This is a genomic window from Trueperella sp. (genome assembly GCF_043424875.1).
Taxonomy (GTDB): Bacteria; Actinomycetota; Actinomycetes; order Actinomycetales; family Actinomycetaceae; genus Trueperella.
In genome coordinates this window covers 1-14,411 of the sequence record NZ_JBHWPL010000043.1, presented here as the reverse complement: position 1 = coordinate 14,411, position 14,411 = coordinate 1, and the positions used below count along the sequence as shown (strand labels likewise).

17 protein-coding genes are annotated in these 14,411 nt (G+C 63.6%); 7 read left to right on the top strand and 10 right to left on the bottom strand.

What is annotated here, in order from left to right; translation table 11 throughout:
• Positions 1–35 precede the first annotated feature (35 nt).
• The 3 genes from ACHFFR_RS04210 to greA form a co-directional block, all read right to left on the bottom strand.
• The gene (locus tag ACHFFR_RS04210) at positions 36–479 is read right to left on the bottom strand and encodes an FKBP-type peptidyl-prolyl cis-trans isomerase (RefSeq protein WP_394263026.1); all 444 of its coding nucleotides are present in this window, start codon (positions 477–479) and stop codon (positions 36–38) included.
• Between the two features lie 234 nt (positions 480–713).
• Positions 714–1,394: a peptide-methionine (S)-S-oxide reductase MsrA gene (msrA, locus tag ACHFFR_RS04205; protein WP_394263025.1), complete on the bottom strand. Its 681-nt coding sequence runs from the start codon at positions 1,392–1,394 to the stop codon at positions 714–716.
• A complete protein-coding gene (gene greA / locus ACHFFR_RS04200; protein ID WP_394263024.1) occupies positions 1,394–1,870 on the bottom strand; it encodes a transcription elongation factor GreA in 477 nt (158 codons plus the stop codon). The genes msrA and greA overlap by 1 nt, the downstream gene beginning before the upstream one ends.
• A gap of 294 nt (positions 1,871–2,164) precedes the next feature.
• On the opposite strand from greA, the gene mca reads away from it, so the two are divergent.
• Entirely contained in the window at positions 2,165–3,040 is an 876-nt protein-coding gene (gene mca / locus ACHFFR_RS04195; protein ID WP_394263023.1) for a mycothiol conjugate amidase Mca, read from the top strand.
• A gap of 82 nt (positions 3,041–3,122) precedes the next feature.
• Here mca and ACHFFR_RS04190 read toward each other — a convergent pair whose 3' ends face one another.
• On the bottom strand, positions 3,123–4,340 hold the full coding sequence (locus tag ACHFFR_RS04190) for a PPK2 family polyphosphate kinase (RefSeq protein ID WP_394263022.1): 1,218 nt from the start codon (positions 4,338–4,340) through the stop codon (positions 3,123–3,125).
• 135 nt (positions 4,341–4,475) lie between these two features.
• On the bottom strand, positions 4,476–5,237 hold the full coding sequence (locus ACHFFR_RS04185; protein WP_394263021.1) for a hemolysin III family protein: 762 nt from the start codon (positions 5,235–5,237) through the stop codon (positions 4,476–4,478).
• Between the two features lie 269 nt (positions 5,238–5,506).
• Here ACHFFR_RS04185 and ACHFFR_RS04180 point away from each other — a divergent pair, with 269 nt between their 5' ends.
• Positions 5,507–6,301, top strand: coding sequence for an isoprenyl transferase (locus ACHFFR_RS04180; RefSeq protein ID WP_394263020.1), 795 nt, complete (start codon positions 5,507–5,509; stop codon positions 6,299–6,301).
• A gap of 19 nt (positions 6,302–6,320) precedes the next feature.
• On the opposite strand, the gene ACHFFR_RS04175 is transcribed toward ACHFFR_RS04180, so the two are convergent.
• From ACHFFR_RS04175 to xseA, 3 genes are read right to left on the bottom strand one after another with little or no spacing between them, the layout of a single operon-like run.
• Entirely contained in the window at positions 6,321–7,280 is a 960-nt protein-coding gene (locus tag ACHFFR_RS04175; protein WP_394263019.1) for a carbohydrate kinase, read from the bottom strand.
• The gene (locus ACHFFR_RS04170) at positions 7,277–7,690 is read right to left on the bottom strand and encodes an exodeoxyribonuclease VII small subunit (RefSeq protein ID WP_394263018.1); all 414 of its coding nucleotides are present in this window, start codon (positions 7,688–7,690) and stop codon (positions 7,277–7,279) included. Before ACHFFR_RS04170 ends, ACHFFR_RS04175 begins: the two co-directional genes overlap by 4 nt.
• Positions 7,690–8,943 carry an exodeoxyribonuclease VII large subunit gene (gene xseA, locus ACHFFR_RS04165; protein ID WP_394263017.1) on the bottom strand — a complete coding sequence of 418 codons (1,254 nt, stop codon included), beginning with the start codon at positions 8,941–8,943 and terminating at the stop codon, positions 7,690–7,692. Before xseA ends, ACHFFR_RS04170 begins: the two co-directional genes overlap by 1 nt.
• Before the next feature lie 155 nt (positions 8,944–9,098).
• Here xseA and ACHFFR_RS04160 point away from each other — a divergent pair, with 155 nt between their 5' ends.
• Complete coding sequence (locus ACHFFR_RS04160) at positions 9,099–10,157, top strand: 4-hydroxy-3-methylbut-2-enyl diphosphate reductase (RefSeq protein WP_394263028.1); 1,059 nt, start codon at positions 9,099–9,101, stop codon at positions 10,155–10,157.
• Between the two features lie 60 nt (positions 10,158–10,217).
• Here ACHFFR_RS04160 and rmuC read toward each other — a convergent pair whose 3' ends face one another.
• Complete coding sequence (gene rmuC, locus ACHFFR_RS04155; protein ID WP_394263016.1) at positions 10,218–11,459, bottom strand: DNA recombination protein RmuC; 1,242 nt, start codon at positions 11,457–11,459, stop codon at positions 10,218–10,220.
• A 90-nt stretch (positions 11,460–11,549) separates the two neighbouring features.
• Positions 11,550–12,224: a YitT family protein gene (locus tag ACHFFR_RS04150; protein ID WP_394263015.1), complete on the bottom strand. Its 675-nt coding sequence runs from the start codon at positions 12,222–12,224 to the stop codon at positions 11,550–11,552.
• Between the two features lie 73 nt (positions 12,225–12,297).
• Here ACHFFR_RS04150 and ACHFFR_RS04145 point away from each other — a divergent pair, with 73 nt between their 5' ends.
• The 4 genes from ACHFFR_RS04145 (at position 12,298) to ACHFFR_RS04130 (ending at position 14,143) form a co-directional block, all read left to right on the top strand.
• Complete coding sequence (locus ACHFFR_RS04145; protein ID WP_394263014.1) at positions 12,298–12,666, top strand: hypothetical protein; 369 nt, start codon at positions 12,298–12,300, stop codon at positions 12,664–12,666.
• Between the two features lie 75 nt (positions 12,667–12,741).
• Entirely contained in the window at positions 12,742–13,824 is a 1,083-nt protein-coding gene (gene ychF, locus ACHFFR_RS04140) for a redox-regulated ATPase YchF (RefSeq protein ID WP_394263013.1), read from the top strand.
• 32 nt (positions 13,825–13,856) lie between these two features.
• Positions 13,857–14,012, top strand: coding sequence for an ATP-binding protein (locus tag ACHFFR_RS04135; RefSeq protein WP_394263027.1), 156 nt, complete (start codon positions 13,857–13,859; stop codon positions 14,010–14,012).
• A gap of 14 nt (positions 14,013–14,026) precedes the next feature.
• On the top strand, positions 14,027–14,143 hold the full coding sequence (locus ACHFFR_RS04130; RefSeq protein WP_394263012.1) for a hypothetical protein: 117 nt from the start codon (positions 14,027–14,029) through the stop codon (positions 14,141–14,143).
• Positions 14,144–14,411 lie beyond the last annotated feature (268 nt).

Below are 14,411 nucleotides of genomic sequence, written 5' to 3'. Positions count from 1 at the left end.
AGCGGGCCGGGCGCACGCCCGGCCCAGCTACATCCTCAGTTGTCGTGCAGCGTATTGAAGTTGAACGCGGATTCTTTGATGTCGAAGATGTCCACGACGAAGACGAGCGTGTCATCGCCCTTGATGCCGGCGCGCGGATTGCCGTTCGGGCCATAGCCCTTGAAAGGCGGCACGGACATCAGCAGGCGAGTGCCGATCTGGCGGCCAACGAGGGCCTCGTCCCACGCCTCGATCACCATGCCCACGCCGATCGGAAACACGGAGTTGTCATCCCGGTAGTACGACGAATCGAAGATCGCGCTGCCCCAGATCTGGCCGTGGTACTTGCACTCGATCTCGTCGCCGGCGCGCACAACGCGACCGTCGCCCTCCTTGAGAACCTCAATCCGTAGGCCTGCCGGAGGCTCGACCCCCTCAGGGAACTCAATCTCCGGGATCTCGCCAAACTCACCCGTGACGGTGGGAAGAATAATGTCCATGACTACCTTTCGGTGAAGAATACGTCCGCCACTACCTTACAGTGCCGCCGCTCGGCGGGTGGGCTTCAGTCCGGCAAGCGTGCCGATCAACGGGCAGGTTTCGAGATTGGTGTAGCCCAACGACGACGGTCGGGCGACGACGAACCGGCGACAGCGAACGGCCGCGCAGCGGCGACGGCGCCATCCAGCCACCCCGCCACCCCGCCCGCTCGGGCGCCCGCGCGACCAAGCGGCTTAAAGATCGGCGAGCGGCCCCGAGCCCGGCATCGGGCACGCGACGCCCGACTTCGAGTGGCAGCGGTAGCCGTTGGGCACCTTGATTAGGTACTGCTGATGCTCGATCTCGGCGGGGAAGTAGCCGGTGGTATCGGCGGCATCCACAACTTCCGTCACGATCGGGTTGCGCTCGTGAGCCAGCAAAACCTCGTTGTATGCGGCGCGAGACGAGGTGGCAAGCTCGGCCTGCTCGGCCGTCGTCGTGAAAATGGCGGAACGATACTGCGTGCCGACGTCGTTGCCTTGGTAGTTCAGGGTGGTCGGGTCGTGGGATTCCCAGAACGTCTTCAAAATCAGCGGCAGCGGGGATTCGGGGCCGTCGGCGCGGTAGACCACGCGAACGGTTTCGGTGTGGCCGGTCCGCCCGGTCGTCACCTCGTGATAGGTGGGATTAGGCGTGTAACCGCCCATGAATCCCACGGAGGTGGTGACAACGCCGGGCAGCTCCCACATGATCTCCTCAACGCCCCAATAACAGCCGGCGGCAAGGAAGATCTCCTCCTCGCCGTCTTCCACGGGCTTCAGGATGTCCGACCCGAGAACAAGGTGAGGGTCGGCGCTGGGAAGCACCGAAATCGACCGACCCGGCAACGCCTCCTCGGGCGTCACCATGATCGGATCCGGACGGCGAATGAACATTACTCCGACGCCTCGATCTTCAGTATCTCCACCTGGAATTCCTTGCCGTTGGGGGCGGTGTACGACGCCGTGTCGCCCACCTTCTTGCCCATCACGGCCTCGCCGAGCGGGGCGGATTCGGGGTATACGTCGACGTCCACCCACTCATTGGCCTCGCGCGAGCCAAGCATGAAGATCTTCTCGGTGCCATTGACGGTGGCGGTGACGATCAAGCCGGGCGCGACCTCATCGGTGTTCGCCGGAGCTTCGCCCACTTCGGCGTGCTCGAGCAGGTAGGTGAGTTCCTGAATGCGGCCTTCCATCTTCGACTGCTCTTCGCGAGCAGCATGGTAGCCGCCGTTTTCCTTGAGATCGCCCTCGGAGCGAGCGGCTTCGATACGCTCGGCAATCTCCTGACGGCCGGTCGTCTTCAGCTGATTGAGCTCCTCGTTCAGGCGATCATACGATTCCTGGGAAAGCCACGTGGTCTCAGCCATGAGGTTCCTCCTTCGTCGGGCGTGTGCCCCTCTGGGCGCGTGCCCTGTTGTTATAACAAAAGAACATGCCACTGCCGGGCATGTGTCTTGCCAGAGACTAACACCGCAATCGGCGAGTATTCAACAGATTTCACGTGTGTTTGCTGCGGGCGCAGGGGTACGACGCCGTTGGGTCCGGTTTTGTGGGCAGTGCGGTGGATCCTCGCGTGAATTGGGACAAGATGGGGTGATATACGGGATAAGTAGTTGAACGTGTGCATATAATCGCCCTTGGTGCCTATCTCAAGGAGAGACATGACCGAAGAACGCAGACTGATGGCGATTCATGCCCACCCGGACGACGAGTCGTCGAAGGGCGCAGGCATGATGGCAAAGTACGCCACGGTCGGACGGGTCAAGGTTGTGACGGCGACGGGCGGCGAGCGCGGCTCGATCCTCAACCCGGCGCTGATGGGCGACGAGCATATTCTTCAGAACATGACGGCGATTCGCCGCGACGAGATGGCGGCCGCCGCCGAAGCGCTCGGCATCGAGCATTCGTGGCTGGGCTTCATCGATTCGGGCCTGCCGGAGGGTGATCCGCTTCCGCCGATTCCGGAGGGCAGTTTTTCGCTTGAGCCGATGGATGTCGTCGTCGAGGCGCTTGTGCGGGAGATTCGCGAGTTCCGCCCGCAGGTGGTGACCACGTACAACGAGTTCGGCGGCTACCCGCACCCGGACCACATCCGCGTGCACACGGCGTCGATCGCGGCCCTCGCAGCGGCGCATGATCCTTACGCCTATCCCGAGGCGGGCGAGCCGTGGATGGTGTCGAAGGTGTATTACGACGCCGGTTTCAACCCGGAGCGCATCGAAGCGTTCCACAAGATTCTTCTCGAGTCCACTGGCTCGAGCCCGTTCACTGACTGGCTCTCCATGCGCAGGGACACGCCAATCAACGTGTCGGCTCGTATCCACGTGTCCGACTACTTTCCGCAGCGCGACGCCGCCCTGCGCGCCCATGCCACGCAGATCGACCCGGACGGGTTCTTCTTCGCCATGCCGCGCGATATCGAGGCGGAGGTCTGGCCGTGGGAGGATTTTATCCTCGCCATGTCGACGGTCGGGCGTAGCAACGCCCAGGAGCGCGATCTCTTCGAACGCGTCCCGGGCGTTGAACCTCTGTACTGAGAATCGTTGAACCTCTGTACTGAGAATCTGGCGGGTAGCTAGCTGGTAGCTGGCGAAGCCGACAGCTAGCCGGTAGCGGGCGCTACTTCTTCTTGCCCTTCTTCGACTTCTTACCCTTCTTCTTCGACTTCTTGGGCTTCTCGGTTGAGTCGTCGCTATCTGAGTCCTTGCCGTTGGAATCCTTGCCGTCCGAGTCTTCGCCGTCGGAATCCTCGTTGGAGTCGTTCGAGTCCTCGTCGGCAGAGACGCCGGCCATTTCCTCTTCCATCGTCGTGTCCGGGATGTCGACGTCGCCGCCGACCCGATCGCCGTCGTCGAGCTCTCCGACCTCGTCAATGGCGCTGCGAATGCGAGCCACTTCGAGGATCTCCTCGTTGACGTCCTCGCGCTTCATCTGGAGCGCCTCTTGCGCTTCTTCCATGTCCTCGGCGTTCATGGTTTCGAGGAGACGGCGACGCTGAACCTCGAGCTTCCACCGCGGCATCGGCCACTCCTGCTCGAGGTCAACGAGCGCCTGAACGATGAGCTCGGTGACGGCGAGGCGCGAGTACCACTTGCGGTCGGCGGGCACGATGTACCACGGGGCATGTTCCGTCGACGTGCGATCGAACATCACCTGGTAGGCCTCTTGGTAGGCGTCCCACTTGCCGCGCGTATCGATGTCGTTCGTCGAGTACTTCCACCACTTATCCGGGCGCGCGAGGCGCTCGGCCAGGCGCATGCCCTGCTCGCGGTGCGAATGCATGAGCGCGACCTTGATGAGGGTGTAGCCTTCCTCGACGAGCTTCGCCTCCCAGCGGTTGATCTCGTCGTAGCGCTTGTCGATTTCGTCCTCGTCGGCGAGATTATCGACGCGGCCAATGAGAACGTCCTCGTAGTGCGAACGATCGAACACGCCGATCTTGCCCGGGGGCGGCAGCTGCTTCTTGATGCGCCACAGGAAGTGGTGCGAGAGTTCTTCCTCCGTGGGCACGCCGAAGTTGGCGATGTGCAGGCCTTGCGGGTCGACCATGCCGAGCACGTGCCGAACGATTCCGCCCTTGCCCGAGGTGTCCAGGCCCTGAAGCACGACGAGGATCCGGCGATCGTTGCCGAGGCGGGCGTTCGCGAAGAACCGCTCCTGCAGTTCGTCGAGGATGCCCTCGCGGGTCTTCATAAACTTCTTGCCATGCTTCTTCTTGCCATCCCACCCCGGTGTGGAATTGCGATTCAGCGTGGCGAGGTCAAATTCTTCCGTAGCGCGCAGCGCGATCGTGGGCGAGGTGCTCCACTTGCCGGCGTAGTCGTTGACGTCACTCATCAATACCTCCTTGGTCACCCAATCGTAACGTGGCGCTCACCTGCCGGTCAGGGAAATTAGCCGATAGCGTGCACATCGGACCCGCGCGCGAATCGGCGCGGGACCGCGTGAACCTGTGCGGCCGTCGTCGTCGACCTAGAGAATAGCCAGCCAGACGGCAACGGAATGGCAGACGTAGCCGATCACGGTGCCGGCGTGGAAGAACTCGTGGAAGCCGAAGTATTTGGGCCAGGGGTTGGGCCAGCGCATGGCGTAGAAGACGGCGCCGACGGTGTAGCCGAGGCCGCCCGCGAGCAGCAAGAACACGATCGCCGGGCCGCCCGCTGCCCAGAACTGCGGAAGGAACCAGAAGGCCACCCAGCCGAGGGCGATGTAGAGCAGAACTTGGAACCAGCGAGGGGCGTCGATGTGGAAGACGTGGATGAAGGTGCCGATGATCGCGCCCGTCCATACGATACCGAGCACGAGCGCGGCCGTCTTCGGTTCGAGGAGCATGATCGACAGCGGCGTGTACGTGCCGGCGATGAGGAGGAAAATGTTCGCGTGGTCGATGCGCCGGAGGATGGCATGCACTTTGTCGGACCAGTTGCCGCGGTGGTAGACGCCCGAATTGCCAAACAGGAGAACCGCGGAAATGCCGAAGATGAGCACGCCGATGCGTGCGGGGATCGTGGGGGCGAAGATGAGAAGGAGGATACTGTTGGCGAGCGCAAGCGGCGCCATGATCGTGTGGATCCAGCCGCGAGCTTTTGGCTTCGGGAGCGCCGCGTAGTAGGCCTTTCGCTCCGCGCGCGACGACGGTGCGGGAGCAACGCCCTGAGTTTCCGGGCTCGCCGTGCCGATCGTGGTTCGCGACTCCGTGCGATCGGACTTGTGATACGCGTTTTGTGGCGCCATGAGACTCCCTCTAGTTCGTGAGCTTTCTGCGTTTGAGTCTAACCGCGAGGGCATCGGGTGCCAAGAGTAATTTCAGCTGGCGGAATCGGAACGGTATGGCTTTGGTCAGGGCGCCGTCTTCACGGGTGCGCGGTACTTCCGCGAGCGCGCGGTACTTCCGCGAGCGCGCCGTACCCCGCAGGAACGCCGTACCTCCGCAGGAACGCCGTACCTCCGCAGGCGCATAATTTGCTTCTCCCAAAACTGCAGGTGGGACTAGACTGGAGCCCATGGCCACACCGGGTGGCCGGGAGGGTGGGCCGATGCGCATACCGGAGTTCCTTTACTCGATCTATGAACGCCGTCTGGTGCGAGAAATTGACGTGACACGCATCCCGTGTCACGTGGGCATCATCTTGGACGGCAATCGCCGCTGGGCGAGGGAACTTGGATCGTCGGCCGCCACCGGGCACCGCGAGGGCGCCTACCACGTGGACGAAGTGCTCGACTGGTGCGACGAGGCCGGCATCGAAATCGTCACTCTTTGGATGCTTTCCACCGACAACCTCAACCGCTCCGACGACGAACTGCGCGAGCTCATCGGAATCATCGCCCAGACCGTGGAAAACCTAGCGTCGAGCGGCAAGTGGCGGATTCGCGTCATTGGCGATTTGGATTTGGTTCCCGACGACGCCGCAGCCCGGCTTCGTACGGCAGCTGAGGTGAGCTCTGGGTCGCGGGGCATGACGGTCAATATTGCTGTGGGTTACGGCGGGCGTCACGAGATTACGGACGCCGTACGCAAGTACCTGCGCGAGCAGGACGCTGCTGGAGCCAGCCTCGAAGACGTGGCCGAGCAGTTGAACGTTGCGGCGATAACCGAGCACATGTACACGAGCGGTCAGCCGGACCCGGATCTGATCATCCGAACCTCGGGCGAACAGCGCATGAGCGGCTTCATGCTCTGGCAGACCGTCCACACCGAACTGTATTTTTGCGAAGCGTACTGGCCCGAGTTCCGCCGCACCGATCTGCTTCGAGCGCTACGAGACTATTCGGCGCGCGAACGCCGGATGGGTCGTTAGGGCTCGCTCGCGTAGGCGGTTAGAACTTCGTGTTCGCCAGGAGGTCGTTGACCTCGCCGCGAGTGGGCGGATTCGCGCCCGCGCGAGAGACCGTGATCGCCGCCGCGGTCACCGCAAACTGACCCACCGAGCTCAGCATCTGAGGCGAAATCTCGGTCAGACCCGAGCGCTCGTCGCCGAGCACCGAGATCCGGGCAAGCGCGTCGATGAGCGCGGACATCATGGCATCGCCGGCGCCCACTGAATCGACCACCTGGACGGTCAGCGCCGGAATCTCCACGGAGGCGTTCGGGGTGTAAAGCTTGACGCCCTTCGAACCCATTGTGATTGCCACGAACTTCACGCCGCGATCGAGGAAAAACTTCGCCGCGTCGTCGGCCTCGACAGGCCCGCCCTCAAGTTCCTCGAGATCCTCGGTGGAGGCCTTAACGATGTCGATGTAGGGCAAGATTTCCTGCATGTCGTCGATCACGGACTGCGCCGAACCAAGAATCGACAGGCGCACGTTCGGATCGTAAGAAATGGTCGAGTGCGGGTGGAGAAGCTCCAGCCAGCGCCGCACCGTGTCCGAACCGGGCCGCAGATGCGCGCCGATCGAACCGATATGCACGTGGAGCGGGGGCTCGGAGAGCAGTTCCTCGATCTTCTCGGGGCTCGTGGGCGGCTCGACGTAGGAGGAGTTGACGTCGAAATGGTAAGCGGGCGAGCCCTGATCGTTGATCGACGCGATCGCGATCGACGTCGCATCCGAATCGATCGCGCCCGGGACGAGCATGACCCCGGCGTTCTCGATGTACTCACGCAACGTGTCGCCGTCGGCGTCGTCGCCAAAGCGCGTCAGCAAATGAACGCGGCGACCAAGGCGCGAAAGCCCCACCGCGACGTTCATCGGGGAGCCGCCAGGATAGCGGCTGGTCTCGCCGTTGGGGCGCTTGACCACGTCAATGAGCGCCTCGCCAATCACCAAGCAATCGGTCACTGTCGCGCTCCCTTCTCGTTGGCCTCGCCCGGCTCAGCTCCGGCCGGCTCAGCCGTGCGCGACTCAACGTCGCCCGGCTCAGCCCCGCCGGTCTCGTCGCCGGCATCTCCGGCCGCGCCGGTCTCGTCGCCGGCATCTCCGGCCGCGCCGCTACCAGCCACATGGGTCTGAGCGGCGCGAAGACGCTCGCGCGCGCCATCACGCCAGGATTCGCAACGGCGGGCGAGGGCCTCGCCCAGCTCCCACATCGTCAACGCCTCGTCGAGGGGGATGTTGCCCTGCTCCAAGCGGGTCACGATTTCCACAAGGCGCGAGCGGGCGTCTTCGTAAGACAGACCCGCTACCTTTTTATCGAGTTCGTCGGGGGAGAGGGAGGTCGTGGACGATGTGCGCTCCGTTGCGTCTGCCATCAGGATCCCTTCGTATGTAGTTGTACTGAGTCGATTGTGAGGTCGAGATACCCATCGTGAAGTATTGCCTGAGCGTGGTCCTTCGGATCGACGTCCGTGACGTTGCCGATAATCCCGTCCTCTGTTCTTAAAACAGCGTAACCCCTTTTTAAAGTCTGGAGTGGGGATAAAGTCCGAAGTCTGGCGAGGTCGCCAGCGAGCGAGGCGGCGTGAGATTCGAGGATCCCCGTGATGTGGTGCTTTGCCCACGATCGCAGATTCGCGAGGTCCTCGGCGCGGTTATCCACCATGACGTCCGGGTGAGCCATGACCGGCCGCGCCCGGAGCGTGTCAATCTCGGTTTGTGCGTGGTGGAGCAGATTGTCGACGGCGATCCGCCCGCGGCGCACCGTGGTGGTCAGGTTCTGCTTTTCTTCGCCGACGTCGGGAACGATCGCCTTCGCGGCGTCGGTGGGTGTGGACGCGCGGAAGTCAGCCACGAGGTCAAGGACGGGGGAGTCGGTTTCGTGGCCGATGGCCGAGACGATCGGGGTTGCCGCAGCCGCCGCCGCGCGAACGAGGCGCTCGTCGGAGAACGGGAAAAGATCCTCAACCGAACCACCGCCGCGTGCCAGAACGATGACGTCAACGGCTGGGTCGGCGTCGAGTTCCTGAAGCGCTGGAAGCATCTGTTCCACGGCGCCCGCGCCCTGAACCTGCACCTCGCGAATCTCGAACTGGACCGCGGCCCACCGGCGGGTGGCGTTGTTGACGACGTCGTGCATCGCCTTGGTATTGCGCCCACAGATCAGGCCGATCTTGCGGGGGAGGAACGGGAGGGGTTGCTTGCGGTCGGCGTTGAACAGACCCTCGGCGGCGAGCTTGGCTTTGAGCGCTTCGATGCGGGCGAGCAGATCGCCGACGCCCACCGCGCGGACCTCGGCGGCCTGGAGTGACAGCGAGCCGTTGCCCGTCCAGAAGTCGGGCTTGGCCGCGACGATCACGCGCGAGCCCTCCGTGATCCCGGCCGGCAGGGCGTGGGACCAGATCTTGACGGTGATCGTCATCTTTTCTTCGAGGTCTGCCAACGTAAAGAACTGCACGCGCGCGTTCGGACGGCGAACGAGCTGGATGACCTCGCCCTCGACCCACAGGCGTGACATCTTTGACACGTATTCGGCGATCTTTTCGGACAGGAGACGCAGGGGCCACGGCTGCTCTGGCGTGGTCAGATGCGCCATCTGGGGAAGATCAGGTGGAATCGGAATACTCACGGCCCCAGCCTACTCGGATCGCAGCTCATGAGTTAGCTAACCTCGCGGTGCGGTGGGCTCCGAAGTACCTGTAGGCTGGAATCGTGACAAATTCAGAGTTTTCTTCGTCCAAGCTTCCTACGACCCTCGCGGGCGCCTCCGCTTTTCCGCAGGCGATCCCGTCTGAGCCGAGCCCGGATGGCAAGCGAATCCTCGTGGCCACGCCCCGTGGATATTGCGCCGGTGTGGACCGTGCTGTCGACGCCGTCGAGAAGGCTCTCGAACTGTACGGCGCGCCGGTTTACGTGCGCAAGGAGATCGTGCACAACAAGTTCGTTGTGGAGACGCTGACCAAGCGCGGCGCGATCTTCGTGGAGGAAACCGATGAGGTGCCCGAGGGGGAGCGGGTCGTGTTCTCCGCGCACGGAGTCTCCCCGGCCGTCCACCAGGAGGCGGCGGCGCGTCACCTCCAGACCATCGACGCCACCTGCCCACTCGTCACCAAGGTGCACAAGCAGGCCGTCCGCTTTGCCGACGGCGACTACGACATTTTGCTCATCGGCCACGATGGACACGAAGAGGTCGAGGGCACGCAAGGCGAGGCCCCGGAGCACATTCAGATCGTGAACGGCCCGCAGGACGTAGACAAGGTCGTGGTGCGCGATCCGGATCGCGTGGCGTGGATTTCCCAGACCACCCTTTCGGTAGACGAGACGATGGAAATCGTGCACATGCTGCGCGAGCGTTTCCCGAATCTCGTGGATCCGCCCTCGGACAACATTTGCTATGCCACCCAAAATCGGCAGGTCGCCGTGAAGAAGATGGCGCCACAATCCGACGTGGTGATCACGGTCGGTTCGGCAAATTCCTCGAACTCGGTGCGCCTCATGGAGGTCGCGCTCGAGGCTGGCGCGGGTGCCTCGTACCGCGTGGACAAGGCGGACGAGTTGCAGCCCGAGTGGTTCGAGGGCGCGACGACGATCGGCGTGACCTCGGGCGCTTCGGTACCGGAGATTCTCGTGCGAGACGTGGTGGATGCTCTCAAGGAGCAGGGCTACACCGAGGTCGTACCCGTCACGACCGTGGAGGAGGACGTCCAGTTCTCGCTCCCGAAGAACCTGCGCGGTGACCTCAAGGCGGTCGGCGTGGAGCCGGATCGCCCGCATCGCGCCCGCCCCGCCGGCGAAAAGGGCCGGGTCTCCAACGCCCGCGGTACGGGGAACATCGTTAAGTAACGGTCGGGCCTGAGGGCATCCCGGGCCGGGTCTCCAACGCCCGCGGCACGGGGAATATCGTTAAGTAGCGTTCGGTTCTGGCATCACCTCCGACGTTACCTCTGGCGTCTCGTCAGGCGTCACCTCTGGCGCACGCAACTCCCGTATCTGAGCCGAATCCCCATCAACGAGCGCCGGTGAGCCGAGCTTATTCGCATCCAAGGATTCGAATTCTCTGACCTTCGTGAGGAGCCGGGTTTCCAGTGAGCTGATGGCCTTGTTGTAATGATTCACCGAGGTGCCAAGGCTCTTGCCCAGCTTGTCGAGGTGATTGACGAAGACGCGGATGCGGTCGACGAGTTCCCGGCCAAGTTTGACCACCTCACGCGCTTCGCTACTGGCCGCCGATGAACTCCACACCGACGCCACAGCCCGCAGCAGGGCCAGCAGCGATGACGGTGAGGACAGCACGATGCCGGTATTCAGCGCGTAATCGAGCAGCGTCGGATCGGCCTGAGTGGCCTCGGCCAACAACGATTCGGACGGCAGGAACAAGATCGTCAGCTGCGGGGAATCGGGAAAGTCGGCTGCGTAGTTGCGCTTAACGAGCGCGTCGACGTGACCGCGGAGCATCTTCGCATGGCGCGCGAGCAACTCGGCACGCTCCTTCGAAGATGCGGGATCGTCGGCCTGAATCTCCATCGCAAGCAGGTACGAATCCATCGGCACCTTGGCGTCGATGGCCAGATGCCCATCTCCAGGCAGGTGGATAATCGCATCGGGCCGAAGCTTCGTGGTATTGCCACCGGAGAACCGCGCGGAACTTACCTGCAGGTCGAAATCGACGTGTTCGAGCATGCCTGCTGCCTCGATGATCCGCCGGAGCTGCACTTCGCCCCAGTGGCCACGCGCCGTCGTCGACCTCAGCGCGCCGTTCAGCGAGGCCGTCGTCTCCGAGAGCTCGAGGCTGACCTGCGCATCGCGACGCAGTTGAGTCACCACTTCCGCGTGCTGCGACGTTGTTTGGGTCTCGAGTTTGCGCACGTGGTCGTTCACGAGATCGAGCTGTTTGTTGATCGGGCTCAGCGCCCGCATGACGTCCGCATCCGAGCGCGAGCGCTCAACGAGCGCCGTGTTCTCCTCGAGCAGGCGGTTCGCCCGCGCCTCGGCCGATCCGATTTGCTCGCGGAGAGCGGCGGCGTCCCGCGCCGTTTCAAGCAGGGCGTTGTTCGCCTGCGATTTGCCCAGAAGGAAACCAATCACGGCCCCCACGGCAAGCACGAGGACGGTCAACAGAGCGAAAGATGTAGCAGATAGCGTCATGCCACCACCCTAGAAGAGGGCTCCGACAAATTTTGTGAGCGCTACCCGCCACCCGGTCCCGCGAGCGTCGAACCCCACAACCCAGCCGAGCTAGACGGCGTCGTTCTTCTTCTGGCGCGGGGGATTCGGGCCCACGAACTTGTCGTGGAGAAGGTCAATCGGGCGCTGAATCCAGCCCACGATCACGCCGGTGAACACGGCCGCAACAAGCGTGCCTTCGCGCACGCCCTCAACCCGCTGGAACAGGATAAGCGAGAGGATGATGGCGAGCGTCACGAGGCTGACGTCGAAGCCGATTTTCACGCGCGGGAAGCGCCAACTCGAGACCCGCGCGATCGCCGCGACGATGCCCTCGCCGGGCAGGAAGTACTTGGCCGTCGCCACCTCGAGCGCCACGCCGAGCGCCACGATGACCACGCCGGCGAGCATGAAGAGGAAGCGGCCCAGGTACGCCTCGGGCGCGTGCGTGGTCAGGAGGGCCATGAAGGCGTCGAGGAGGATGGAAAACAGGATCGCGATCGGCACCTGAATCCAGTACCAGAGCGGGAAATCGCGACGCAGCAGCAGCCATTGTATGACGACGAAGCAGACGTTGAAAACGAGGTTCCATGTGCCGAAACTCAGCGTGGTGACCAGCGTCAGCACCCACATCGGCGCACCGATCGGGGAGGTACCGAGGCCGCTTTGCGTGAGAAACGCGAGCCCGAGGGCGAGGAACGCGACGCCCACGCTGAAGAAGATAAAAGTTTTGATTTCTCTAGCCACGAGATCACAGTACACCCCGGCCTCGCGCCTGCCATGCGCGAGCTTGTGCGATGGACGGGATTAGACTGGGAGCATGTCGATTCCCGTTGCCAACTCCGACCTGTCCGAGCACATCGCCTATTTCACGCAGCATGGCGGCTCGGCGATCCTCCTCGGCGCCAACGAGGCGGGGCAGACGCGCGTGTGGGTGTGCGATCCGTTCGTCGACGACGGCAGGGTGATCGTTGCGCACGTGGGGGCGAGCCAGCGGCGGCTCATCGCCACGAACCCGCAGGCCACGCTCGTGTTTCCCGCTATCGAGCCACACGGGTGGACCTTCATCATCGACGGTCACGCGAGGGTTTCCGACGCCGATCCAGAAGCGGTGATCATCGAGCCGTCCGGCGGCATGCTCCACCGGCCACCGGCCCACGCCGACGGCCCGGAGTGGACGGGCGTCTAGCCGCGGCGGCGGAAGGTGAGCCAGTCGTCGTCGTTATTGTTCGGCAATGCCAAGCCGGAGCACTAGAATGGGCGCGTGTCTTTAACTATTGGTATTGCTGGACTGCCCAACGTCGGTAAGTCGACCCTGTTTAATGCGCTGACCCGCGCGAACGTGCTCGCCGCGAATTACCCGTTCGCGACGATCGAGCCGAACATCGGCGTCGTGCCGCTTCCGGACCCGCGCCTTGATCGGCTCGCGGAGATCTTCGAGTCGCAGAAGGTGCTGCCGGCCGTCGTGTCGTTCGTCGATATTGCGGGCATTGTGCGCGGTGCATCGGAGGGCGAGGGCCTCGGTAACCAGTTCCTCGCGAACATCCGCGAAGCCGACGCGATCTGCCAGGTCACGCGCGCGTTCGCGGACCCGGACGTCACGCACGTGGACGGGAAGGTGGATCCGCGCTCGGACATCGACACGATCACCACCGAGCTCGTGCTGGCCGACATCCAGACGCTCGAGAAGCAGCTGCCGCGCCTTCAAAAAGAGCTGACGGGTAAGAAGATCGGGGCCGAGGTCGTGAAGACGGCGGAAGAGGCGCTCGAGATTCTGGGCGAGGGCAAGACCCTGTACGCGGCGGGTCGGCACCTCGATCAGGAGACGCTGAAGTCGTTTAATCTGATGACGACCAAGCCGTTCATTTACGTTTTTAATACCGACGACGACGGTCTGGCCAACGAGCAGATGCAGGCCGAGTTGCGCGAGTTGGTGGCGCCCGCTGAGGCCATTTTCTTGGACGCGAAGTTTGAATCGGAGCTCGTGGAGCTCGAAGAGGACGAGGCGCGCGAGTTGCTCGAATCGACCGGCCAGGACGAGGCGGGCCTCGACAAGCTGGCGCGCGTCGGTTTCGACACCCTCGGTTTGCAGACGTACCTCACGGCGGGCCCGAAGGAAGCGCGCGCGTGGACGATCCGCAAGGGTTGGACCGCCCCGCAGGCCGCCGGCGTCATCCACACGGATTTCGAGCGCGGCTTCATCAAGGCGCAGGTGGTGTCCTTCGACGAGCTCGACGAGTACGGCTCGATGGCTGAAGCGAAGGCGCACGGCCGCGTCCGCATGGAGGGTAAGGACTACGTGATGCAGGACGGCGACGTCGTGGAGTTTATGTTCAACGTAACCTAAGGCGCGGCACCCCGGCCGGCGGGCAGGTCCGGATCAGCGTCCACCGCCAGGGGGCGTCCACCGCGCTCATCCACGTCGCCGATGACGGCGAGGGCATCCCACCTGGCCAGCTCGGACACATCTTCGAACGCTTCTACCGGGGGATGCCGCCCGCAGCCGGGACAACGGCGGGTCCGGTATCGGTCTGACCATCTCCAAGGCATTGATCGAAGCCCACGGCGGCACTCTCACCGCCACCTCCCCCGGACCCGGTCGCGGAGCGGTGTTTGCCCTCCGCCTCCCGCTGTCCCCTCCCGACAGTGAGGAGGCTGCTCGGTGACCGCACCCTGCCCCGCGTGAGGGCCGTGCCCTCCACCCCTTCACAATATACCCCCATGGGGTATATGCTAGAGAGTAGCATCGCCGCATCCCGCCAACCCGTAGGAGCTTTCCCATGACCACCTCCCCGCCCCGCCTCTTGCCGATGGCCTCCCACGGCTGCAGCTGTTGCGGGCCTGCCTCACGTACCGACACCACCTCCATCCCTGCCGCCAGCGACTCGTCAGCAGGAGGGTCCTCCCCTAGCTACCAGGTCACCGGCCTGACCT